Origin of the sequence: Methylopila capsulata, assembly GCF_016907975.1 — a bacterium.
Classification (GTDB): Bacteria; Pseudomonadota; Alphaproteobacteria; order Rhizobiales; family Methylopilaceae; genus Methylopila; species Methylopila capsulata.
Window position 1 is genome coordinate 488229 of the sequence record NZ_JAFBCY010000002.1, and the last position, 20640, is coordinate 508868.

At 68.7% G+C, this 20640-nt stretch carries 19 protein-coding genes; 8 read left to right on the plus strand and 11 right to left on the minus strand.

Annotated elements, in window-relative coordinates; all coding sequences use genetic code 11:
* Positions 1 to 2: 2 nt before the first annotated feature.
* Positions 3 to 1334 (plus strand): hemolysin family protein, encoded by a 1332-nt coding sequence (locus tag JOD31_RS08005; RefSeq protein WP_204949792.1) that lies wholly within the window; start codon positions 3 to 5, stop codon positions 1332 to 1334.
* 39 nt (positions 1335 to 1373) lie between these two features.
* A complete protein-coding gene (locus JOD31_RS08010) occupies positions 1374 to 2798 on the plus strand; it encodes a pyridoxal phosphate-dependent decarboxylase family protein (protein ID WP_204949793.1) in 1425 nt (474 codons plus the stop codon).
* A gap of 161 nt (positions 2799 to 2959) precedes the next feature.
* On the opposite strand, the gene JOD31_RS08015 is transcribed toward JOD31_RS08010, so the two are convergent.
* From JOD31_RS08015 to JOD31_RS08045, 7 genes are all read right to left on the minus strand, one after another.
* A complete protein-coding gene (locus tag JOD31_RS08015; protein ID WP_204949794.1) occupies positions 2960 to 3361 on the minus strand; it encodes a F0F1 ATP synthase subunit epsilon in 402 nt (133 codons plus the stop codon).
* A 21-nt stretch (positions 3362 to 3382) separates the two neighbouring features.
* Positions 3383 to 3631: a hypothetical protein gene (locus JOD31_RS08020; RefSeq protein WP_204949796.1), complete on the minus strand. Its 249-nt coding sequence runs from the start codon at positions 3629 to 3631 to the stop codon at positions 3383 to 3385.
* A 99-nt stretch (positions 3632 to 3730) separates the two neighbouring features.
* The gene (gene atpD / locus JOD31_RS08025; RefSeq protein WP_204949798.1) at positions 3731 to 5149 is read right to left on the minus strand and encodes a F0F1 ATP synthase subunit beta; all 1419 of its coding nucleotides are present in this window, start codon (positions 5147 to 5149) and stop codon (positions 3731 to 3733) included.
* 25 nt (positions 5150 to 5174) lie between these two features.
* Positions 5175 to 6059 (minus strand): F0F1 ATP synthase subunit gamma, encoded by an 885-nt coding sequence (locus tag JOD31_RS08030; RefSeq protein WP_204949800.1) that lies wholly within the window; start codon positions 6057 to 6059, stop codon positions 5175 to 5177.
* Between the two features lie 30 nt (positions 6060 to 6089).
* Positions 6090 to 7619 carry a F0F1 ATP synthase subunit alpha gene (gene atpA / locus JOD31_RS08035; RefSeq protein ID WP_204949801.1) on the minus strand — a complete coding sequence of 510 codons (1530 nt, stop codon included), beginning with the start codon at positions 7617 to 7619 and terminating at the stop codon, positions 6090 to 6092.
* On the minus strand, positions 7619 to 8179 hold the full coding sequence (locus tag JOD31_RS08040) for a F0F1 ATP synthase subunit delta (RefSeq protein WP_204949802.1): 561 nt from the start codon (positions 8177 to 8179) through the stop codon (positions 7619 to 7621). Before JOD31_RS08040 ends, atpA begins: the two co-directional genes overlap by 1 nt.
* Before the next feature lie 290 nt (positions 8180 to 8469).
* Positions 8470 to 10650 carry a primosomal protein N' gene (locus JOD31_RS08045; protein ID WP_204950411.1) on the minus strand — a complete coding sequence of 727 codons (2181 nt, stop codon included), beginning with the start codon at positions 10648 to 10650 and terminating at the stop codon, positions 8470 to 8472.
* A gap of 188 nt (positions 10651 to 10838) precedes the next feature.
* Here JOD31_RS08045 and fsa point away from each other — a divergent pair, with 188 nt between their 5' ends.
* The 6 genes from fsa to JOD31_RS08075 all read left to right on the plus strand — a co-directional run bounded on the left by fsa (position 10839) and on the right by JOD31_RS08075 (position 17807).
* Positions 10839 to 11495, plus strand: a complete 657-nt coding sequence (fsa, locus tag JOD31_RS08050; RefSeq protein WP_204949803.1) for a fructose-6-phosphate aldolase — start codon at positions 10839 to 10841, stop codon at positions 11493 to 11495.
* 399 nt (positions 11496 to 11894) lie between these two features.
* Positions 11895 to 13385, plus strand: a complete 1491-nt coding sequence (locus JOD31_RS08055; RefSeq protein WP_204949805.1) for a flagellin N-terminal helical domain-containing protein — start codon at positions 11895 to 11897, stop codon at positions 13383 to 13385.
* A gap of 213 nt (positions 13386 to 13598) precedes the next feature.
* Positions 13599 to 15089, plus strand: a complete 1491-nt coding sequence (locus tag JOD31_RS08060) for a flagellin N-terminal helical domain-containing protein (protein WP_204949807.1) — start codon at positions 13599 to 13601, stop codon at positions 15087 to 15089.
* A 326-nt stretch (positions 15090 to 15415) separates the two neighbouring features.
* Positions 15416 to 16951 (plus strand): flagellin N-terminal helical domain-containing protein, encoded by a 1536-nt coding sequence (locus JOD31_RS08065; RefSeq protein ID WP_204949809.1) that lies wholly within the window; start codon positions 15416 to 15418, stop codon positions 16949 to 16951.
* A 120-nt stretch (positions 16952 to 17071) separates the two neighbouring features.
* On the plus strand, positions 17072 to 17506 hold the full coding sequence (locus JOD31_RS08070; protein ID WP_204949810.1) for a flagellar biosynthesis repressor FlbT: 435 nt from the start codon (positions 17072 to 17074) through the stop codon (positions 17504 to 17506).
* Positions 17478 to 17807, plus strand: coding sequence for a flagellar biosynthesis regulator FlaF (locus tag JOD31_RS08075; protein ID WP_020187673.1), 330 nt, complete (start codon positions 17478 to 17480; stop codon positions 17805 to 17807). The genes JOD31_RS08070 and JOD31_RS08075 overlap by 29 nt, the downstream gene beginning before the upstream one ends.
* 165 nt (positions 17808 to 17972) lie before the next feature.
* Here the strand turns inward: JOD31_RS08075 and JOD31_RS08080 are convergent, their stop codons facing one another.
* The 4 genes from JOD31_RS08080 to JOD31_RS08095 all read right to left on the minus strand — a co-directional run bounded on the left by JOD31_RS08080 (position 17973) and on the right by JOD31_RS08095 (position 20462).
* Positions 17973 to 18278: a hypothetical protein gene (locus tag JOD31_RS08080; protein WP_204949812.1), complete on the minus strand. Its 306-nt coding sequence runs from the start codon at positions 18276 to 18278 to the stop codon at positions 17973 to 17975.
* 134 nt (positions 18279 to 18412) lie between these two features.
* Positions 18413 to 18895: a hypothetical protein gene (locus JOD31_RS08085; protein ID WP_204949813.1), complete on the minus strand. Its 483-nt coding sequence runs from the start codon at positions 18893 to 18895 to the stop codon at positions 18413 to 18415.
* Positions 18896 to 18900: 5 nt separating this feature from the next.
* Entirely contained in the window at positions 18901 to 19215 is a 315-nt protein-coding gene (locus tag JOD31_RS08090; protein WP_204949814.1) for a rod-binding protein, read from the minus strand.
* Complete coding sequence (locus JOD31_RS08095) at positions 19215 to 20462, minus strand: flagellar basal body P-ring protein FlgI (RefSeq protein WP_246482393.1); 1248 nt, start codon at positions 20460 to 20462, stop codon at positions 19215 to 19217. The genes JOD31_RS08090 and JOD31_RS08095 overlap by 1 nt, the downstream gene beginning before the upstream one ends.
* Positions 20463 to 20640 lie beyond the last annotated feature (178 nt).

Genomic DNA, 20640 nt, shown 5'->3' on the forward strand with positions numbered 1-20640 from the left:
TCATGCCAATCCTCGAAATCGTCGTTCTCGTGGGCCTCGTCCTCCTGAACGGCTTCTTCGCCATGTCGGAACTCGCGGTCGTGTCCGCCCGGCGCCCCCGTCTCAAGATGATGGCCGACCAGGGAAGCGCCGGCGCGGCGCGCGCGCTGATCCTTTCGGAGGATCCCGGCAGCTTCCTTTCCTCCGTCCAGATCGGCATCACGCTGATCGCGATCCTCACCGGCGTGGTCGGCGAGGCCGCGCTCGCCGACCCGCTCGCCGTCTTCCTGGAGGCTTCGACCCCGCTCGACACCTACGCGCGGCCGATCTCGACCGGCCTCGTCGTGTTCGGCATCGGCTACTGCTCGCTGATCTTCGGCGAGCTGGTGCCGAAACGCATCGCGCTCGCCGACCCGGAATCCATCGCCGCGATCTGCTCGGGACCGCTGCGGCTTCTCGCGCTGGTCGGCAAGCCTTTCGTGCTGGCGCTGGGCGCGAGCTCGAGCCTCGTGCTCAGGCTTCTCGGCGTGAAGGAGCAGGACGGCAGCAACGTCACCGAGGAGGAGGTCCGCAGCGTGATCGCCGAGGGCGTCGCCGCGGGCTCGATCGAGCCGGTGGAGAAGCGCATGATCGAGGGCGTGCTCGGGCTCGCCGACCGGCCCGTGCGCTCCATCATGACGCCGCGCCGCGACGTGTTCTGGGTCGACCTGACCGACGACCTCGAGACCATCAAGACCGAGCTGTCGGAAAGCCCGTTCTCGCGGCTCGTCGTGGGCAAGGACGGCTCGATCGACGACCCCGTCGGCATCCTGCACAAGAAGGACGTGCTGTCGAAGCTGCTCGCGGGCGGCGCCTTCGAGGTCGCCTCCGAGGTGCGCAATCCGCTCTACGTGCCGGAGGGCGCCTCCGCGCTCAGCCTGCTCGAGCTGTTCAAGACCCAGCCCTCCTCCACCGCCTTCGTGGTGGACGAGTTCGGCGGCTTCGAGGGCATCGTCACCTCGCACGACGTGCTGGGCGCGATCGCGGGCGCCCTCCCCGAGGAGCACGAGACCGCCGAGGACAAGGACATCCGCCGCCGCGAGGACGGCACCTACATGGTGGACGGCCGCGCCTCGCTCGATTCGGTGACGGACACCTTCGCCTTCAACATCCCGGCCGACAGCCAGGGCGAGTTCCACACCGCCGCCGGCCTTGTGATCGCCGAGCTCGGCCGCATCCCGGTCGAGGGCGACACCATCGACATCGGCGGCTGGACGATCGAGGTGATCGACATGGACGGGCCGCGGGTCGACAAGCTGATGTTCCGCACCCGCCAGAGCGAAGCCGGAACCACGCCCGCCGGCGCCGGGATCTGACCCTCCGCTCGCCCACGAGGCCCTGAAGGGGCCGACCCGATGTTCGACCGCCCCACCCCGTTCCGTCTCGACCCCCGGGCGCTGTCGGAGGCCTTCGACGGCGTCGCAGCCGACGTTCTCGCCCGCGCCGCAGGCCGCGCGTCGGAGCCCGTCGCGGGCGCCGGCTCCCCGGACGCGCTGGCGCGGCTCGTCGCGGGCGGCGTCCCCGCCGCCGGCCGGCCGCTCGGCGAGGTCGCCGACGAGCTGCGCGACGTCGTGCTCGCCGCCCGCGCCCGCACCGACCACCCCCGCTTCTTCGCCTTCGTGCCGAGCCCCGTCTCGCCCGTCGCCTGGCTCGCCGACGCGCTGACCTCGGTGCACAATCCGCATCTCGGCGCCCGCCGGCAGGCCGAAGGGCCCGCCGCGGTGGAACGCGCGCTGATCCGGTGGCTCGCCCAGGCGCTGGGCCTCCCCGAAGGCGCCGGCGGGCTGTTCGTCTCCGGCGGCTCCATGGCGAACCTCGCCGCCGTCGTCGCCGCCCGCGACGCCAAGCTCACCCCTGCGACGCGCGGCGACGGCGTGGCCTATGTCTCCGCGGAATCCCACGTCTCGGTCGCGCGCGCGCTTCGGATCGCCGGCCTGCTCGACCGCCAGATCCGCGTGACGCCGGTCGACGCGGCGCTCCGGATGGACGCGCGAGCGCTCGCGGCCCAAATCGCCGCCGATCGCGCCGCGGACCTCACGCCCTTCCTGCTGGTCGCGACCGCGGGGTCCACCAACGTCGGGGCGGTCGACCCCCTGCCCCAACTCGCGGAGATCGCCGCGCGCGAGAACCTCTGGCTCCATGTCGACGGGGCCTACGGCGCCTCGATCGCGCTCAGCCCCGCGAAGCGCGGCCTGCTGGCCGGGATCGAGCACGCGGACAGCGTCGCCTGGGACGCGCACAAGTGGCTGTTCCAGACCTATGGGACGGGCATGCTGCTGGCGCGCGATCCGGCGCGGCTCTCCGCCAGCTTCGGGATAGAGGCGGCCTACCTCGACGACGCCGGATCGGACGGACCCGACTTCTGGGACCTTGGTCCGGAGCTCACCCGTCCCGCGCGGGCGCTGAAGCTCTGGCTGACGCTGCAGGTGATGGGGCTCGACGCGGTCGGCGCCGCGATCGAGCATGGGTTCCGGCTGGCCGAGGCTGCCGAGCGCGCGGTGCGCGCCACGCCCGGCTGGGAGGTCGCGACCCCGGCGCAGCTTGGCGTCGTCACCTTTCGCTACGCGCCTGAGGCGCTGCCGCAGAAGGCCGCCGAGGGCGCCATGCGGCGAGCCGCCGCCCGTCTGTTCGACGAGGGCTTCGCCGCGGTGGGCGCCACGCGCGTCGCGGGCCGACCGGCGCTCCGGATCTGCGCGCTCCACCCCGAGGCGACGGAGGCCGATATGGCCGAGACGATCCGGCGGCTCGACGCCCATGCGCAGGAGATTTCAGGGCTGTGACGCCCGGAGCCAGACGCGGGAAGGACCGCGCGGCCTGAGGGCCGCTCATGTCCCGGCTCGAGGCTGGGACGCGGCGCGCTTGCGGCCGGCGTCGCGGCCCCAATAACGAAAACGGCCGGGACTGAGCCCGGCCGTTCATAAGCGTCGGAAGCGTCGCGCTCTCAGAAGTAGACCGCCTTGGTCTCCCTGAGGCGCACGAGCCGCAGCTCGGCCTTCAGCTTGTCGTCGTCGGTCGAGGCGTCCTCGAGGTCTTCCTCGGCGTCCTTGATCAGTTCGTCGATGCGATCGACGCCCATCTCGGCCAGCGGCGTGGCCTCGTCCGCGAGGATCGTCAGGCCCTTGGCGTTGACGTCGGCGAAGCCGCCCTTGACGAACAGCTTCTCCGGCTCGCCGCCCTCGGTCTTGTAGACCTTCACGACGCCCGGCTTCAGCGTGGTCATGAACGGCGCGTGGTGCGCCATCACGCCGAACTCGCCCTCGGAGCCCGGCACGACCACATGCTGGACCTCTTCCGAGACCAGCAGCTTCTCAGGCGACACGAGCTCGAAGGGGAAGCTGTCCATTGTAACGTTCTCTCTCGTCCGTCACGCCCGGCGACGGTCGGCCATGAAGCCGACGCCGAACCCGAGAAGCGCGCCGATCAGGGCGCACACGCCAACATGCTGCGCCTGGCCGGTGGTGAGCGTCTTGTCGCCCGGCGCGGCGGCCTGATCGCCCTGCACCTCGACCTTGAGGCCGAGGAAGCTGACCTCGGCCGCCTCGGGCCGGGTCAACCAGCCGGCGAGACCGCCGACCACGAGACCGATCAGAAGGAATAGGACTTTGCTGTTCATCGAACTCTACCCTGGAAGCGTCGCGCCACGCGCGCGTCGCCTCTATTATAGCGCTCGATCGGGCGCCGGGCAGAGACCGGCGCCCTCGACCTTCGGCGATTACGCGCCTTCGGCCAGCTTCTTGGCCTTCTCGATCGCCTCCTCGATGGTGCCGACCATGTAGAAGGCGGCCTCCGGGAGGTTGTCGTGCTTGCCCTCGACGAGCTCCTTAAAGCCCTTGATGGTGTCCTTCAGGTCCACGAACTTGCCGGGGAAGCCGGTGAACACCTCGGCGACGTGGAACGGCTGGGACAGGAAGCGCTCGATCTTGCGGGCGCGCGAGACCGTCAGCTTGTCCTCTTCCGACAGCTCGTCCATGCCCAGGATCGCGATGATGTCCTGGAGCGACTTGTAGCGCTGCAGCGTCTCCTGGACGCGGCGGGCGGTGGTGTAGTGCTCCTCGCCGATGACCTGCGCGGAGAGAATGCGCGAGGTCGAGTCGAGCGGGTCGACCGCCGGGTAGATGCCCTTTTCGGCGATCGAGCGGTTCAGAACCGTCGTGGCGTCGAGATGGGCGAAGGAGGCGGCGGGCGCCGGGTCGGTCAGGTCGTCGGCGGGCACGTAGATCGCCTGCACCGAGGTGATCGAACCCTTGGTGGTGGTGGTGATGCGCTCCTGCAACGCGCCCATGTCGGTCGCGAGCGTCGGCTGATAGCCCACCGCCGAGGGGATGCGGCCGAGCAGCGCCGACACTTCCGAGCCCGCCTGCGTGAAGCGGAAGATGTTGTCGACGAAGAACAGCACGTCCTGGCCCTGGTCGCGGAAGTGCTCGGCGATGGTCAGGCCCGAGAGCGCGACGCGGGCGCGGGCGCCGGGCGGCTCGTTCATCTGGCCGAACACGAGGGCGCACTTGGAGCCTTCGCCGCCGCCCTGCTTGTTCACGCCGGACTCGATGAACTCGTGGTAGAGGTCGTTGCCCTCGCGGGTGCGCTCGCCGACGCCGGCGAACACCGAGTAGCCGCCGTGCGCCTTCGCGACGTTGTTGATCAGTTCCTGGATCAGCACGGTCTTGCCGACGCCCGCGCCGCCGAACAGGCCGACCTTGCCGCCCTTGGCGTAAGGGGCGAGCAGGTCGACGACCTTGATGCCGGTGACCAGCACTTCCGTCTCCGTCGCCTGCTCGGCGTAGGAGGGGGCCGGGGCGTGGATCGGACGGGTGCCTTCGGCGTCGACCGGGCCCGCTTCGTCGATCGGCTCGCCGATGACGTTCAGGATGCGGCCGAGCGTGCCGGCGCCGACCGGCACCGCGATCGGCGATCCGGTGTCGGACACGTCCTGACCGCGGACCAGACCTTCGGTCGAGTCCATCGCGATCGTGCGGACCGTGGACTCGCCGAGGTGCTGAGCGACCTCAAGCACCAGGCGGGCGCCGTTGTTGTTCGTCTCGAGAGCGTTCAGGATCTCCGGCAGGTGCCCGTCGAACTTGACGTCGACGACGGCGCCGATGACCTGGGTGATGCGGCCGACTTGTGCGGTCATAGGGATGGTCCTCGTCGGATAATCGTCAAAGCGCTTCGGCGCCGGAGATGATCTCGATCAGCTCCTTGGTGATCTGCGCCTGGCGGGTCCGGTTGTAGGTCAGCGTCAGCTTCTTGATCATCTCGCCGGCGTTGCGGGTCGCGTTGTCCATCGCGGACATGCGCGCGCCCTGCTCCGAGGCGGCGTTCTCGAGAAGCCCCTTGAAGATCTGGATCGCCACGTTCTTCGGCAGGAGCTCGTCGAGGATCTCCTCCTCGGACGGCTCGTACTCGTAGAGCGCGCCGTCCGGCGCGTCCGCGCCTTCGACCGGCTCCGGCACTTCGGCCGGCACGATCTGCTGGGCGGTCGGGGTCTGGGAGATCACCGACCGGAAGCGCGAGAAGAACAGGGTGGCGACGTCGAACTCGCCGGCCTTGTAGAGCTCGAGCACCTTCGTGGCGACCCCGTCCGCCGAGGCGAAGGACGGCGTCTGGTTGGCCGGGAACTCGATCTTCTCGCGGATCAGGCCGCCGTAGTTCCGGCGCAGCAGCTCCGCGCCCTTCTTGCCGACGCAGAGGAACTGGACCTCCTTGCCCTCGGCGATCAGCTTATCGGCGTGAAGGCGCGCGAGGCGCACGATCGAGCCGTTGAAGCCGCCGCAGAGGCCGCGCTCGGCGGTCGCCACGACCAGAAGATGACGCTTGTCGGACCCGGTGCCGGTGAGCAACAGCGGAGCGTCCGGCGAATTCTTCAGGTTCGCGCCGAGATTGGCGAGCACGCGCTCCATGCGCTCGGCGTAGGGGCGCGCCGCCTCGGCCGCCAGCTGGGCGCGACGGAGCTTCGCCGCCGCGACCATCTGCATGGCCTTGGTGATCTTCTGCGTCGCCTTAACGGAGGCGATGCGGTTTCTTAGATCCTTGAGGCTCGCCATGACGTGGCCCGGACTCCCTTGACCGAGCTCTTACGAGAACGAGGCCGTGAACGCGTCGATCGCGTTCTTGACCTTCTCGAGCGTCTCCTTGGACATTTCCTTGGAGGTGCGGATCGTCTCGAGAATGTCCTTGTGCTTGCCCTCGAAGAGGTCGAGCAGCTTGGTCTCGTAGCTGCGCACCTTGTCGAGCGGCAGCTTGTCCAGGTAGCCGTTGGTGCCGGCGTAGATCACGATCACCTGCTGCTCCACGCGCAGCGGCGAGAACTGCGGCTGCTTGAGGAGCTCGGTGAGGCGCGCGCCGCGGTTCAGCAGGCGCTGGGTCGAGGCGTCGAGGTCGGAGCCGAACTGCGCGAAGGCGGCCATCTCGCGGTACTGCGCGAGCTCGCCCTTGATCTTGCCGGCCACCTGCTTCATGGCCTTGATCTGGGCCGAGGAGCCGACGCGCGACACCGAGATGCCGACGTTCACCGCCGGGCGGATGCCCTGGTAGAACAGGTCGGACTCCAGGAAGATCTGGCCGTCGGTGATCGAGATCACGTTGGTCGGGATGTAGGCCGACACGTCGTTCGCCTGCGTCTCGATGACGGGCAGCGCGGTCAGCGAACCGGCGCCGTTGTCGTCGTTGAGCTTCGCGGCGCGCTCGAGCAGGCGCGAGTGGAGATAGAACACGTCGCCCGGGTAGGCCTCGCGGCCGGGCGGACGGCGCAGCAGAAGCGACATCTGGCGGTAGGCCACGGCCTGCTTCGACAGATCGTCGTACACGATCAGCGCGTGCATGCCGTTGTCGCGGAAATATTCGCCCATGGCGCAGCCGGCGAAGGGCGCCAGGAACTGCATCGGGGCCGGGTCGGACGCGGTCGCCGCGACGATGATCGAATACTCGAGAGCGCCCTGCTCCTCGAGCACCTTCACGAACTGCGCGACGGTGGAGCGCTTCTGGCCGATCGCGACGTAGACGCAGTAGAGCTTCTGCTTCTCGTCGCCCGAGGCGTTGATCGACTTCTGGTTCAGGATGGCGTCGAGCGCGACGGCGGTCTTGCCGGTCTGGCGGTCGCCGATGATCAGCTCGCGCTGGCCGCGGCCGACCGGGATGAGCGCGTCGATCGACTTGATGCCGGTCTGCATCGGCTCGTGCACGGACTTGCGCGGGATGATGCCCGGCGCCTTCACGTCCACGCGGGAGCGCTTCTCGGCGACGATCGGGCCCTTGCCGTCGATCGGGTTGCCCAGCGCGTCGACGACGCGGCCGAGCAGGCCCTTGCCGACCGGCACGTCCACAATGGCGCCGGTGCGCTTGACGGTGTCGCCCTCGGAGATGCCGCGGTCGGCGCCGAACACGACGACGCCGACGTTGTCCTCTTCAAGGTTGAGCGCCATGCCGCGCACGCCGCCCGGGAACTCGACCATCTCGCCGTACTGGACGTTGTCGAGGCCGTAGACGCGGGCGATGCCGTCGCCGATGGAGAGAACCTGTCCGACTTCCGAGACCTCGGCCTCCTGGCCGAAGTTCTTGATCTGATCCTTCAGGATCGCGGAAATCTCGGCGGCGCGAATGTCCATCAGCCGACCTCTTTCATCGCAAGTTTAATGGCGTTGAGCTTGGTTCTAAGCGACGCGTCGACCATGCGGCTGCCGAGCCGCACGATGATGCCGCCGAGGATCTTGGGATCGATCTTGACTTCGTAGTCCACCGTCTTGCCGGTCACGTCGGCCAGCGCCTTGGTGAGCGCGGCGCGGTGGCCGTCCGACAGCGGCTCGGCGACCGTGACCTCGGCGCTGACCGCGCCCTTCGAGGTCGCGACGAGCGCCTTGTAACCGCGGATCATGCTCTCGATCGCGAACAGGCGGCGGTTGCGGGCCACGAGCTTCACGAAATTGTAGGTGAGGCTGGCGACGCCGACCTTGTCGAGCACCGCCGCGATCGCCTTCTCCTGCTCGTCGGCCGAGAAGGCCGGGCTCTTGATCAGGCGACGCAGGTCGTCGCTTTCGGCGATCAGAGCCGACAGATTCTCGAGGTCCGCCGCGATGGCGTCGACCTGTCCCGCCTCGACGGCGAGATCGAACAGGGCGGACGCGTAGCGTCCCGCCATTCCGGACACGATGGTGTCTTTACCTGCCACCGAGCGCACTCTCGCTGGTTGGAGCCTAGGGCTGAAACCGGAGCGAGCGCTCCGTAACCTCCCGGAAATGCCGACCTTGACGGTCAGACTTGAACCATGTCGCGGGACCGAGGGCCTCGCGAGACGGCGGTTGACTAACATGCCTCCTCCGAGCGCGCAACATCGTGGCGCACTTGTGGCGAAGCTCACAAAAACTCTATCGCGCCAAGAACATAGCGATCGGGCTCGAGCCCGTCCCCGCGCGCGGCCGCGATCGACACAATGTCACACCATCGAAGCGGTCGCGGGCGTCACACGAAGCTCTGGGGATCGACGTCGACCGCGACCCGCACCCCGCCCCGCGGCGCGGCCGCGGCGGCGAGCCAGGCGCGGAGATAGGCCGGCACGTCGACCTCCCGGCCGGCCTGCACCAGCAGACGAATGCGGTGCCGGCCGCGGACCATCGCGAGCGGCGCCTCGGCCGGCCCGAGCACCCGGACTCCCTCCGCTTTCGGGGCCGCGCGGGCGAGGACGCGGGCGTGCGCCTCGGCCGTCTCGCGGGTCGTCCCGGAGACGATGAGGGCGGCGAGCCGGCCGAACGGCGGCATGCCGGCCGCCTGGCGCGCGGCGGTCTCGACACGGTAGAACCCCTCCCGGTCGGCGGCCACCAGCGCCTTGATCACGGGGTGCTCCGGCTCGTGGGTCTGCAGCAGCGCGCGGCCCGGCCGGTCGCCGCGGCCGGCGCGGCCGGCGACCTGCTCGAGAATCTGGAAGGTGCGCTCACCCGCCCGCGGGTCGGCCGCGCCCAGCGCGAAATCGGCGTCGACGGCGCCGACGAGGGTGAGATTCGGAAAATTGTGGCCCTTGGTCACCATCTGCGTGCCGACCACGATGTCCACGTCGCCCCGGGCGATGGCGTCCAGTTCCGCGCGCAGCGCCTCGCCGCCCGCGATCAGGTCGCTCGACAGGATCGCGATCCGGGCCTCGGGAAAGCGCGCCTGCGCCTCGTCACGGATGCGCTCGACGCCGGGCCCGCAGGCGACCAGCGCGTCGGCGGTCCCGCAGGACGGGCAGGACCGGGGCGTCGGGCCGGTGTGGCCGCAGTGGTGGCAGACCAGCCGCGCCTGGAACCGGTGCTCGACGAGCCAGGCCGAGCAGTTCGGGCACTTCATGCGGTGGCCGCAGGCGCGGCAGAGCGTCAGCGGCGCATAGCCCCGGCGATTGAGGAACAGCAGGGTCTGCTCGCCGGCCGCGAGCGTCTGGATCATCGCGGAGACCAGCTTCGGCGCGAGCCACTGCCCACGCGGCGGGCCGGCGGTCCGCATGTCGATCGCCTCGATCCGCGGCAGGGCGCGGCCGCCGAAGCGGTCGGGGAGCGCGAGCTTGGCGTAGCGCCCGCGTTCGGCGTTGACGCGGCTCTCGAGCGACGGCGTCGCCGAGGCGAGCACCACGGCCGCCTGCTCGAAGCGCCCGCGCAGCACCGCCATGTCGCGCGCATTGTAGAAGACGCCCTCCTCCTGCTTGTAGGAGGCGTCGTGCTCTTCATCCACGACGATGAGGCCAAGGTCGGCGAAGGGCAGGAAGAGGCCCGAGCGGGCCGCCACCACCACGCGGATCTCGCCGGAGGCGACGCCCCGGCGCACGGCGGACCGCCGCTTGTCGCCCACGCTCGCGTGCCAGACGGCGGGGCGCGCGCCGAAGCGGTCGGCGAAGCGGTCGAGCAGCGCGCCGGTCAGCGCGATCTCGGGCGCCATCACCAGCGCCTGCCGGCCGGCCTTGAGGGCGGCCGCGACGGCTTCGAGGTAGACCTCCGTCTTCCCCGAGCCGGTCACCCCGTCGACCAGCGCGACATGGAACCGGCGGGCGCCGGCGAGCGCGGCAAGGGCGTTGGCGGCGGACGCCTGCGCGTCGGAGAGCGGCGGACCAGGGCGGTGGGGGTCGGGCTGCGGCGGACGCGGGGGCGGCGGCAGCGTCGCCGCCTGCAGCGCGCCGTCGGCGAGCAGCCCGTCGACGACCGAGGTCGAGACGCCCGCGGCCTCCGCGAGTTCGGCCTTCGCGCGGACGCGGCCGTCGGAGGCTGCGGCGAGCGCCTTGTCGCGGGCCGGCGTGCGGCGGGAGGGGGCCTGCCCCGTGGCCCGCACCCCGATCTTCGGCTTCGGCTCGGCTGCGCCGAGATCAAGCCCGCGCAGCGCCATGCGCAGCACCTGGCCGCGCGGCGCGAGCGTGTACTCCGCGATCCAGTCGACGAAGCGCCGCATCGCCTCCGACAGCGGAGGAGCGTCGACGACGCCCTCCAGCGTCTTCAGGCGGGAGGCGTCGACCTGCGGCGGCGCGCCGTCCCAGACGACGCCGAGCTCCAGCCGGCGTCCGAGCGGCGCGATCACCAGCGCCCCCGGACCGACCGCGACGCCCTCCGGCACCGCGTAGGTCAGCGCGCGGTCGAGCCCGACCGGCAGCAGAACCTCGACGGTGGGGGGCGCGAAGGTGGAGATGAGCGGGGCCTCGGCCGGAGCTTGGGGACGCCCTCTTCTCCCCCCGGCGCGCACGCCGTCAAGCGGCGCGGCCCGTGCCCGGCGGGCGGGAGGGTCCCGCCGGCTCGCCTTGCAACTCCCCGGAACGGACCCACTTCCAGACAAACAGCGCATGCGCGCCGAAGCCATTTTGAAAGAGGTCCTCTTCAATGAAATTTTTCGTCGACACCGCGGACGTGAACGAGATCCGCGAACTCGCCGCGACCGGTCTTCTGGACGGCGTGACGACGAACCCGTCTCTGATGCTCAAGGCCAATCGCCCGATGAAGGAGGTGATCGCCGAGATCTGCGAGATCGTCGAAGGTCCGGTGTCGGCCGAAGTCGCCGCCCTGGACTACGACGGCATGCTGCGCGAAGGGCGCATTCTCGCGAAGATCGCCGACAACGTCACCGTCAAGGTGCCGCTGACCTGGGACGGACTGAAGGTCTGCCGCACGCTCGCGGACGAGGGCACGATGGTCAACGTCACGCTGTGCTTCAGCGCCGTGCAGGCCCTTCTCGCCGCAAAGGCTGGCGCGACGTTCATTTCCCCCTTCGTCGGACGGCTCGACGACACCGGGATCGACGGCATGGAGCTGATCCAGGACATCCGCACGATCTTCGACAACTATCCGGAGCTCGGCACGGAGATTCTGGCGGCCTCGCTGCGCAACAGCAACCACGTGAAGTTCGCCGCGCTGGCGGGAGCCGACGTGGCGACGATCCCGCCGGCCGTCATCAAGGGGCTCGTGAAGCACCCGCTGACCGACAAGGGGCTCGACCAGTTCGTCGCGGACTGGTCCCAGACCGGCCAGACCATCGAGTAAGAGCCTCCGCTCTCTCCGTAACGCGCAAGACGTCACGAGGCCCGCCTTCCCGGCGGGCCTTTTTGCGCCGCGAGGCGCTCGGGGGCCGCGCGTCCCTTCAAACTCAGGGCGCCCCTCGACGGCGACGCGCGTTCGCACCCCGTTAAGGCTACCTCCGCGTTAACCATAGGTCTTGGGCCGCGCCGTGGTTAACATCCGTACATCATGAATCCACGGAAACCATCTTAGGTAATTATCTTCGATGGATTCGCATATTCTCGTAACCATCCATCTTGATTCATCGCGTTGCTTCGGCAGGTCTCGGCTCGAATTAACTTCCGATTAGGCCGCCGAGCCCGAGGGTCCCGATGCGCTTCAGGACGAGGCGTATCCCGCAGTCTCCTAGGACAGGAGCCTTACATGTCTGACGTCACGCTCAATTCGGCCGTCCGGTCGAACCTCCGCACCCTCCAGTCCACCACGGACCTGATGGCCCAGACGGAGGAGCGCCTCTCGACCGGCAAGAAGGTCAACTCGGCCCTCGACAACCCGACGAGCTTCTTCACCGCCCAGTCGCTCGACCGCCGCGCCGGCGACCTCGGCACTCTGCTCGACAACGTGTCGTCGTCGGTCCAGACCATCGAAGCCGCGGACAACGGCATCTCGGCGATCTCCGACCTCGTCAACCAGATGAAGTCCACCGCCCGCTCGGCCCAGCAGTCGGACTCGGCGATCGCCGCCAAGGCGAGCTTCACCTCGGGCGCCATCACCGGCGCGAGCTCCGCGAACCTGCTCGGCGACGGCGCCGAAGTGGCCGGCACGGCCGACCTCTCGGCCTTCACCGCCGCCGCCGGCGACGCCGGCAACCTGGTGATCAACGGCGAGACCATCGCGATCGCCGCCGCCGACGAAGGCACGGACGTCGTCGACAAGATCAACGCCAAGACCGCCGACACCGGCGTCACCGCCAAGCTCGGCGACGACGGCAAGCTGCAGCTCTCGGCCAAGGCCGGCGAGACGCTCGAGGTCGGCTCCGGCTCGACCGCCGCGACCCTGACCGCGCTCGGCCTCACCGCCGGCACGACCAACTCGGAGTCCGGCCTCACCGGCAAGACGCTGGAAGTCACCGTCGGCGACGGCTCGAAGAAGACGATCACCTTCGGCAACGGCGACGGCGAGGTCAGCTCGCTCGACGAGCTGAACAAGTCGCTCGCCGACTCCAACGCCAAGGCCTCGCTCACCAGCGACGGCAAGCTGACGATCGAGACCACCAACGCCTACGCCTCGGCGGACCTGACGATCGGCGGCACGGCGGTCAGCACCGACGGCTCGGCCGCGACCGGCGAAGTCTTCGACCTGGCCTCCTCCGCCGCCGCCACCGCTTCGGCGGTGATCGACGACGACGGCAAGTCGGTGCGCCAGGACTACGTCAACGACTACAACGACCTGAAGTCCCAGATCGCGGAGCTCGCCAAGGACGCCAGCTACAACGGCGTCAACCTGCTCAGCGGCGACGACCTGTCGGTCACCTTCAACGAGGACGGCTCGTCCAAGCTGGAGATCGGCGGCGTCGACATCATGGAGAAGATCGGCCTGAGCGACATCTCGATCGACGACTTCCTGGACTCGTCCAAGATCGACGACGTGATCGACACTCTCGGCTCGGCTCTCGACAACCTCGACAGCCTGTCCTCGCGCCTCGGCTCGCAGCTCTCGGTGGTCGAGACCCGCGAGTCCTTCACCAAGGACATGATCGGCACCCTCGAGGACGGCTCCTACGCCCTCACCGGCGCCGACACCAACGAGGAAGCCGCCAACCTGGCGACCCTCCAGACCCGCCAGTCGCTGATCACCTCCTCGCTTTCGATCTCCACCAGCCAGGAACAGAACGTCCTCCAGCTGCTGCGCTGATCGACGCATCCCAACCGACCGACCAGCGGCGGGAGCTCCGGCTCCCGCCGCTTTCGGCGTTGCCTAAACCATTCCGTAACCATGACTTTTGAAATCCGGCGGGGGCCGGAGGAGGCCAGTTAACTTTAACCCCCGCTTAAGCGCCGACGGCCGATTTTCCGGGTGCGCCTCAGGACGAGGCCAATCGAAGTCTCCCAGAACAGGAGCCCTTACATGTCTGACGTCACGCTCAATTCGGCCGTCCGGTCGAACCTCCGCACCCTCCAGTCCACCACGGACCTGATGGCCCGGACCGAGGAGCGCCTCTCGACCGGCAAGAAGGTCAACTCGGCCCTCGACAACCCCTCGAGCTTCTTCACCGCCCAGTCGCTCGACCGCCGCGCCGGCGACCTTTCCAACCTGCTCGACAGCGTGTCGTCGTCGGTCCAGACCATCGAAGCCGCAGACAACGGCATCTCGGCGATCTCCGACCTCGTCACCCAGATGAAGTCGACCGCCCGCTCGGCCCAGCAGTCGGACTCGGCGATCGCCGCCAAGGCGAGCTTCACCTCGGGCGCCATCACCGGCGCGAGCTCGTCGAACCTGCTCGGCGCCGGCGCCGAGGTTGACGGCACGGCCGACCTCTCCGCCTTCACCGCCGCCGCCGGCGACGCCGGCAACCTGGTGATCAACGGCGAGACCATCGCGATCGCCGCCGCCGACGAAGGCACGGACGTCGTCGACAAGATCAACGCCAAGACCGCCGACACCGGGGTCACCGCCACGCTCGGCGACGACGGCAAGCTGCAGCTCTCGGCCAAGGCCGGCGAGACGCTCGAGGTCGGCTCCGGCTCGACCGCCGCGACCCTGACCGCGCTCGGCCTCACCGCCGGCACGACCAACTCGGAGTCCGGCCTCACCGGCAAGACGCTGGAAGTCACCGTCGGCGACGGCTCGAAGAAGACGATCACCTTCGGCAACGGCGACGGCGAGGTCAGCTCGCTCGACGAACTGAACAAGGCGCTCGCCGACTCCAACGCCAAGGCCTCGCTCACCAGCGACGGCAAGCTGACGATCGAGACCACCAACGCCTACGGGTCGTCCGACCTGACGATCGGCGGCACTGCGGTGAGCACCGACGGCACCGCGGCCGCCGGCGAAGTGTTCGACCTCGCCTCCAGCGCCTCGACGACCGCCGAAGCGGTTCTCGACGACGACGGCAAGTCGACCCGCCAGGACTACGTCAACGACTACAACGACCTGAAGTCCCAGATCTCCGAGCTCGCCAAGGACGCCAGCTACAACGGCGTCAACCTGCTCAACGGCGACGACCTGTCGGTCACCTTCAACGAGGACGGCTCGTCCAAGCTGGAGATCGGCGGCGTCGATATCATGGACGTGCTCTCGCTCGACGACATCGACATCGAGAGCTTCCTCGACTCCTCGAAGATCGAAAAGGTCGTCGGCAAACTGAACGACGCGCTCAACTCGCTCGACAGCCTGTCCTCGCGCCTCGGTTCGCAGCTCTCGGTGGTCGAGACCCGCGAGTCCTTCACCAAGGACATGATCGGCACCCTCGAGGACGGCTCCTACGCCCTCACCGGCGCCGACACCAACGAGGAAGCCGCCAACCTGGCGACCCTCCAGACCCGCCAGTCGCTGATCACCTCCTCGCTTTCGATCTCCACCAGCCAGGAACAGAACGTCCTCCAGCTGATCCAGTAATCGCGGCCCGCCTTTCGCGGACAGCCCCGCGGCGGGAGCTTCGGCTCCCGCCGTTTTCGGCGTTTCCGACCGCTGATTCGGGCGACGTCTTCGCCGGTGTGCGACCGTCGCAAGTCGCTGACGACGTTCGAACGTCGCGGCGGGTCGCCCGATCCGCGATCCAACCCCAACACATTGATATATATTATATTTTCGGACCGGCGCTGGCGGGCGCCGGATCGACGCGGCGCGCTTAGCAAGCCGTTAACCTTAACTCCTGATTAAGGTTAACGGACTATGTTCACCGTCAAACGCCTTGTGCGACGCGTCGTTCCTGGAGCCTCCCGATGGCCGACATCGCTCTGAACTCTGCAGTCCGGTCCAACCTGCGCACGATGCAGTCGACCACCGAGCTGCTGAACCGTACCGAAGAACGTCTCTCGACGGGCAAGAAGGTCAATTCGGCCCTCGACAACCCCTCGAGCTTCTTCACCGCGAAGTCGCTGGAGAGACGCTCCGGCGATCTCGGCACCCTGCTCGACAACGTGTCGAACTCGGTCCAGACGCTCGAAGCCGCGGACAACGGCATCAAGGGCATCAGCGACATCCTCGAGTCGCTGAAGTCCACGGCGCGCTCCGCCCAGCAGTCCGAACTCGCGGTCGACACCAAGGCTCAGCTGAAGTCGGTGGTGATGAGCGGCCTGCAGGGCGACAACCTGCTGTCGAACGACACGACGACCGCAGCGGTCGCCACGACCTTCGCCGGCGTGGAAGCGACGGACGCCACCCATTCCGGCGGCGCGCTCACGGTCAACGGCGCGACGGTCAACATCTCGGCCAACGACACTGCGGCCCAGGTCAAGACTAAGATCGACTCGCTCAACATCACCGGGCTCAGCGTCACCGACAACGCGGGCGTCCTGGAGTTCGAGCTCGAGAGCGGCGACGACATCAACATCGGCGGCGACTCGACGCTGCTCGACTCGCTCGGCCTCATCGCCGACGGCGCGACGGCCACCTCGGTCTCCTCGACCAACGGCACGCTCGCGACCACGACCTCCGGCGCCAGCGCGCTCAAGGACACCACGCTCACCTTCTCCGACAAGTACGGGGCGCTGAAGACCGTCACCTTCGCCTCGTCGAAGGGCGCGAACAACGTCGACACCATCGACGAACTCAACAGCTGGCTGAAGACCAACGACATCCAGCTTCAGGCGTCGGTCGACAACGAGGGCGAAGAGAACGCCCAGCTGGTGTTCGAGACCACCAACGCGATCGCGAACGACGTGCCGAAGGTTGCGACCGGCTCCGCCGTCGGCGCCGCCGCGGCCTTCGCCTCGGGCGCCTTCTCGGCCCCGGTGCTGGACCAGAGCGCCGCCGAAGTGCGCTCGAACTACGCCGACGACTACAATTCCGCGCTGGAGGAGATCCTCAAGCTCGCCCAGGACTCGGACTACAACGGCGTCAACCTGCTCAACGGCGACGACCTCGACATCGTCTTCAACGAGAACGGATCCTCGACGCTCGAAGTCAAGGGCGTGGAGTTCAGCGCCGCGGGGCTCGGCCTCGACAGCATCAGCGCCGAGGACTTCTACGACTCGGACTCGATCAACAAGGTCATCGACCGGATCGAGGCCGCAATGCAGACGGTCGAGGACCAGTCCGCCAAGTTCGGCTCGCAGCTGCAGATCGTGCAGACCCGCGAGGACTTCACCAAGAGCATGATCGGCACCCTCGAAGACGGCGCGCTGGCGCTGACGGGCGCCGACACCAACGAGGAAGCGGCGAACCTGGCGACCCTGCAGACCCGCCAGTCGCTCATCGTCTCCTCGCTGTCGATTTCGACCCAGCAGGAATCCGCGGTTCTCCAGCTGCTGCAGTAAGCGCGGCGCAGGCTCGGAGACGAAGCGGCGGGACCTCTGGTTCCGCCGCTCGTCGTTTGGGGCCTCGTCGCTTGGACGAAAATCGGCTTGGACGAAAATCGGCTTGGACGAGAGGTTGCCATGACCCTGAAAGTCGAACTGAAGCCCGGCGAGCGGATCGTTATCGGCCGTTCCGTCGTCACCAACGGCGCGGCGCGCACCCAGCTCCTGATCGACGGCTCCGATCCCGTGCTGCGGGAGCGCGACATCCTCAAGGAAAAGGACGCCGATACGCCGGCCAAGCGCATCTACTACGCGGTCCAGATGATGTATCTGTCCGGGTCGATCGACAAAGTCGCGAAGATCTACACGACGCTTACGCGCGACGCGGTGCGCGCGGCGCCGAGCATGCTTCCCATCGTCGACCGGATCAATAACCACGTTTTAACGGGATCGCTTTACAAAGCTTTCCGTGAGGCGCGGACCTTGGTCGCGCATGAAAAGGGAATTTTCGAGCATGCAGAACGGCGCGCAGGCGTACGCTCGGATGGCGCAGAGGACGGCGAACCCGCGTGAGCGCGACGCGCAGCTTCTTCTCAGGGCCGCCGCCCGTTTCACCGCCATCCAGAACACCGAACCGTTCGACCGCAAGGCGGCGCGTGAGGCGGCGACCTTCAACCGGAAACTCTGGACGATCTTTCTGAGCAGCGTGATGCGGGCGGAAAATCCGCTCGACGCCGAGACCAAGGCCAACCTGCGGCGCATCGCGCTGTTCTCGCTGAACCGCTCTTCGCGGATCGAGATCAACCCGGAGGCCGCGGGGATGACCGCCCTGATCTCGATCAACCGCAACGTCGCCGAAGGCCTCAAGAACTGAGATCCGCGGGCGTTTGGAGCGCGTGACTTCCTGCCCCGACAGCCCTGAGCTCCGCACGCGCGGCGCTCGCCTCACGACGGCTCCTGACGCCAGGGCGTGACGCCTGGATCAACCTGGAGAACGGAAACAGCCGTCAGCACGACGGAAGCGTCGGCCGGCTCGGCCTCAGGCGAGGCGCTGGACGTGCGGATCGGACCGCGGCGCGTCGATCCCGTCGATGTAGGCGCGCAGCTTGAGCCGCGCCTCGTCGGGCGTCTGGCGCACGGTCGCGCCGCTCGTCACGTCGATCATGCGGTAGATCAGGCTGCCCGTCTCGTAGTCGAGCTCGATGCGTCGCTCGCTCGCGGGTTCCGGGGAGGCCGCGGCCGGCGTCGGAGAGGGGCTTTGCTGCGCGCCGCGCTGGGCCGTCTCCATGACGGGGGCCGCGCGGGTCACGGCGGACGAGTTCAGCGTACCGATTGCGGCATCCATCGCGTCCTCCCTGCTCCGAATGCGCGGACGAAATGACCGCGTGTCCAGAGTCATAGCGGGGGGCGTGTTAAGGCCGCGTTAGGAGGTTGGGTTAACGCGGGAGCCTGCGAGCCGTTAAAACTTCGCTTAAAAACTCAGCTTCGACGCGACAAAGTCATGGGGGCGGCGGCCTGCGGACGGCCATAGGCGCCGCCGCGGGCGTCGTAGGTCGTGGGCGCGTTTCGGGCCGCGAGCTCCTGGGCGACGCCGCGCATCAGGCTCTCCGCCACCGACCGCGCGACGCCGAGCACCGCCAGGTTCTCGTCGAGCGCCTGGCGGAAGGCGAGGTGAAGCGCCTCAGCCTCCTCCAAAACCTCCGCGGGCTGCGCCGCGACCTGGTCCCCGCTCGCCTTCACGGCGTCCACGTCCATCACATAGCGGCTGGACAGCTCGCCCTTGCGCGCCTCGAGAGCGCTCGCCGCCGCGTACTTGCCCGCCTTGAGCAGGGAGGTTTCCTCGACGATCACCGCCGTGAGGCGCGCCACCGTCTGCGACATCCGGGCGAGCCGATCCGCGGCCTCCGCGATGGTGAGCTGCGGCTTTGCGACGGCGGGCACGGAGCGGCGGCGGGACAGCATCTGCGTCACGTTCCTTGCTGAAGGGCCAGAAGTTCGGAGCGGACCTGCGCGGCGATGCCCACCCCGCCGGAGGCGGCGATGTTCCGGCCGTACTGGTCCGCGAGCATGGAGCGGTAGGCGTCCGTTCCCGCGCCGCCGCCGAGCGGGCCGTCCTCGCCGACGTCGGTGAACATCGACTGCATCATCTGGGTGAGGAACACGGCCTCGAAGTCCTGAGCCGCGGCGTCGAGCTTGGAGGCCGCCTTCGCCTGCGGATGCGCGGCGTAGACGGTCTGCGCGGCGGACGTCGAAGCTCCGGCGGCGGATGCGGCTGCGGCCATCACATCACCTCGATTTCGGCCTGCAGGGCGCCGGCGGCCTTGATGGCCTGAAGGATCGCGATCAGGTCGCGCGGGCCGACGCCGATGGCGTTCAGCCCGTCGACCAGCTGCCTGAGGTTCACGCCCTCGCGCAGCACCGCGAGCCGGCGGTTGGCGTCGGTGTCGACGGACACCGTGGTCCGGGGCGTCACCACCGTCTCGCCGTTCGAGAACGGCTCCGGCTGGCTCGCGACCGGATCCTCGGTGATGGTCACGGTGAGGTTGCCCTGCGCCACCGCGACGGTCGAGACGCGGACGTCCTGGCCCATCACGATGATCCCCGAGCGTTCGTCGATGACGATCTTCGCGATCTGGTCCGGCTCGACCCTGAGCTGCTCGACCTCGGTCAGAAGCTGGATGATCTTGCCGTGATAGGCCTTGGGAACGTTCAGGGCGACGGTGGCGGGATCGATCGGCTCGGCGACGTTGGGGCCGATGAAGGAGTTGATCGCCGAGGCGATGCGCCGGCCGGTGGTGAGGTCGGGATTGCGCAGGGCGAGCCGGATCGTCGTCTGGTTCGCCAGGGTGAAGGGGATCTCGCGCTCGATCAGGCCGCCGTTCGAGATGCGGCCCGTCGTCGGCACGCCGCGCACCACCTGCGCCGCCTCGCCCTGCGCGTTGAAGCCGATCACCGCGACCGACCCCTGCGCGACCGAATAGACCTCGCCGTCGGCGCCCATCAGCGGGGTGACGATGAGGGTGCCGCCCTGCAGGCTGGTGGCGTCGCCGAGCGCGGAGACCGTGACGTCGATGCGGGTGCCCTGCGTGCCGAAGGCCGGCAGATTGGCGGTGACCATGACGGCCGCGACGTTCTTGGTGCGCAACGTCGCGCCGCGGGTGTTGACGCCGAGCCGCTCCAGCATCGACTGCAGGCTCTGCTTGGTGAAGGGCGCCGCGTTGAGGCTGTCGCCTGTGCCGTTCAGGCCGACCACAAGCCCATAGCCGACGAGCTGGTTCTCGCGCACGCCCTCGACGTCGGTGAGATCCTTGATGCGGGAGGTCGCGCCCCCTCGCCCGCCGATGTCGACGGAGGGGCCGGCGCGCGATTCGGAGGGCCTCGCCGTCTCGGCGCGCGCGATCCGCTCCGCCCGCACGCCGCGCACCGCCACGCCCTCGGCCGGGTCCGCGGCCTGCGCCGGGGCGAGCGGCGCCAGCCCCATCGCGAGAGCGGCGGCGAGAGCTGTGAAGGAACGGGCGGAACGGGGCATCGCGGCGTGGGACCCTGACGGGAGACGGTCTTCTGCCGCTTGCAATGCGAGGACCATGCCGCGGCCGGGAGTCCTTGATTTTCTTGGCGCGCAGCCGACCGGCGCAACCGCGGGCGCCCGATCTGGCCCGGCAAGAAGCAACCTCCGCCCGGCAGTTTTTGCCGCCCGGTTAACCGGC

Coding starts and splice junctions, on each gene's coding strand:
- atpA (WP_204949801.1), bottom strand. CDS start 7,619: ATGGACATTCGCGCCGCCGAGATTTCCGCGATCCTGAAGGATCAGATC.
- JOD31_RS08010 (WP_204949793.1), top strand. CDS start 1,374: ATGTTCGACCGCCCCACCCCGTTCCGTCTCGACCCCCGGGCGCTGTCG.
- JOD31_RS08020 (WP_204949796.1), bottom strand. CDS start 3,631: ATGAACAGCAAAGTCCTATTCCTTCTGATCGGTCTCGTGGTCGGCGGT.
- JOD31_RS08015 (WP_204949794.1), bottom strand. CDS start 3,361: ATGGACAGCTTCCCCTTCGAGCTCGTGTCGCCTGAGAAGCTGCTGGTC.
- JOD31_RS08005 (WP_204949792.1), top strand. CDS start 3: ATGCCAATCCTCGAAATCGTCGTTCTCGTGGGCCTCGTCCTCCTGAAC.
- JOD31_RS08055 (WP_204949805.1), top strand. CDS start 11,895: ATGTCTGACGTCACGCTCAATTCGGCCGTCCGGTCGAACCTCCGCACC.
- fsa (WP_204949803.1), top strand. CDS start 10,839: ATGAAATTTTTCGTCGACACCGCGGACGTGAACGAGATCCGCGAACTC.
- JOD31_RS08075 (WP_020187673.1), top strand. CDS start 17,478: ATGGCGCAGAGGACGGCGAACCCGCGTGAGCGCGACGCGCAGCTTCTT.
- JOD31_RS08060 (WP_204949807.1), top strand. CDS start 13,599: ATGTCTGACGTCACGCTCAATTCGGCCGTCCGGTCGAACCTCCGCACC.
- JOD31_RS08090 (WP_204949814.1), bottom strand. CDS start 19,215: ATGGCCGCAGCCGCATCCGCCGCCGGAGCTTCGACGTCCGCCGCGCAG.
- JOD31_RS08065 (WP_204949809.1), top strand. CDS start 15,416: ATGGCCGACATCGCTCTGAACTCTGCAGTCCGGTCCAACCTGCGCACG.
- JOD31_RS08070 (WP_204949810.1), top strand. CDS start 17,072: ATGACCCTGAAAGTCGAACTGAAGCCCGGCGAGCGGATCGTTATCGGC.
- JOD31_RS08095 (WP_246482393.1), bottom strand. CDS start 20,462: ATGCCCCGTTCCGCCCGTTCCTTCACAGCTCTCGCCGCCGCTCTCGCG.
- atpD (WP_204949798.1), bottom strand. CDS start 5,149: ATGACCGCACAAGTCGGCCGCATCACCCAGGTCATCGGCGCCGTCGTC.
- JOD31_RS08085 (WP_204949813.1), bottom strand. CDS start 18,895: ATGCTGTCCCGCCGCCGCTCCGTGCCCGCCGTCGCAAAGCCGCAGCTC.
- JOD31_RS08080 (WP_204949812.1), bottom strand. CDS start 18,278: ATGGATGCCGCAATCGGTACGCTGAACTCGTCCGCCGTGACCCGCGCG.
- JOD31_RS08030 (WP_204949800.1), bottom strand. CDS start 6,059: ATGGCGAGCCTCAAGGATCTAAGAAACCGCATCGCCTCCGTTAAGGCG.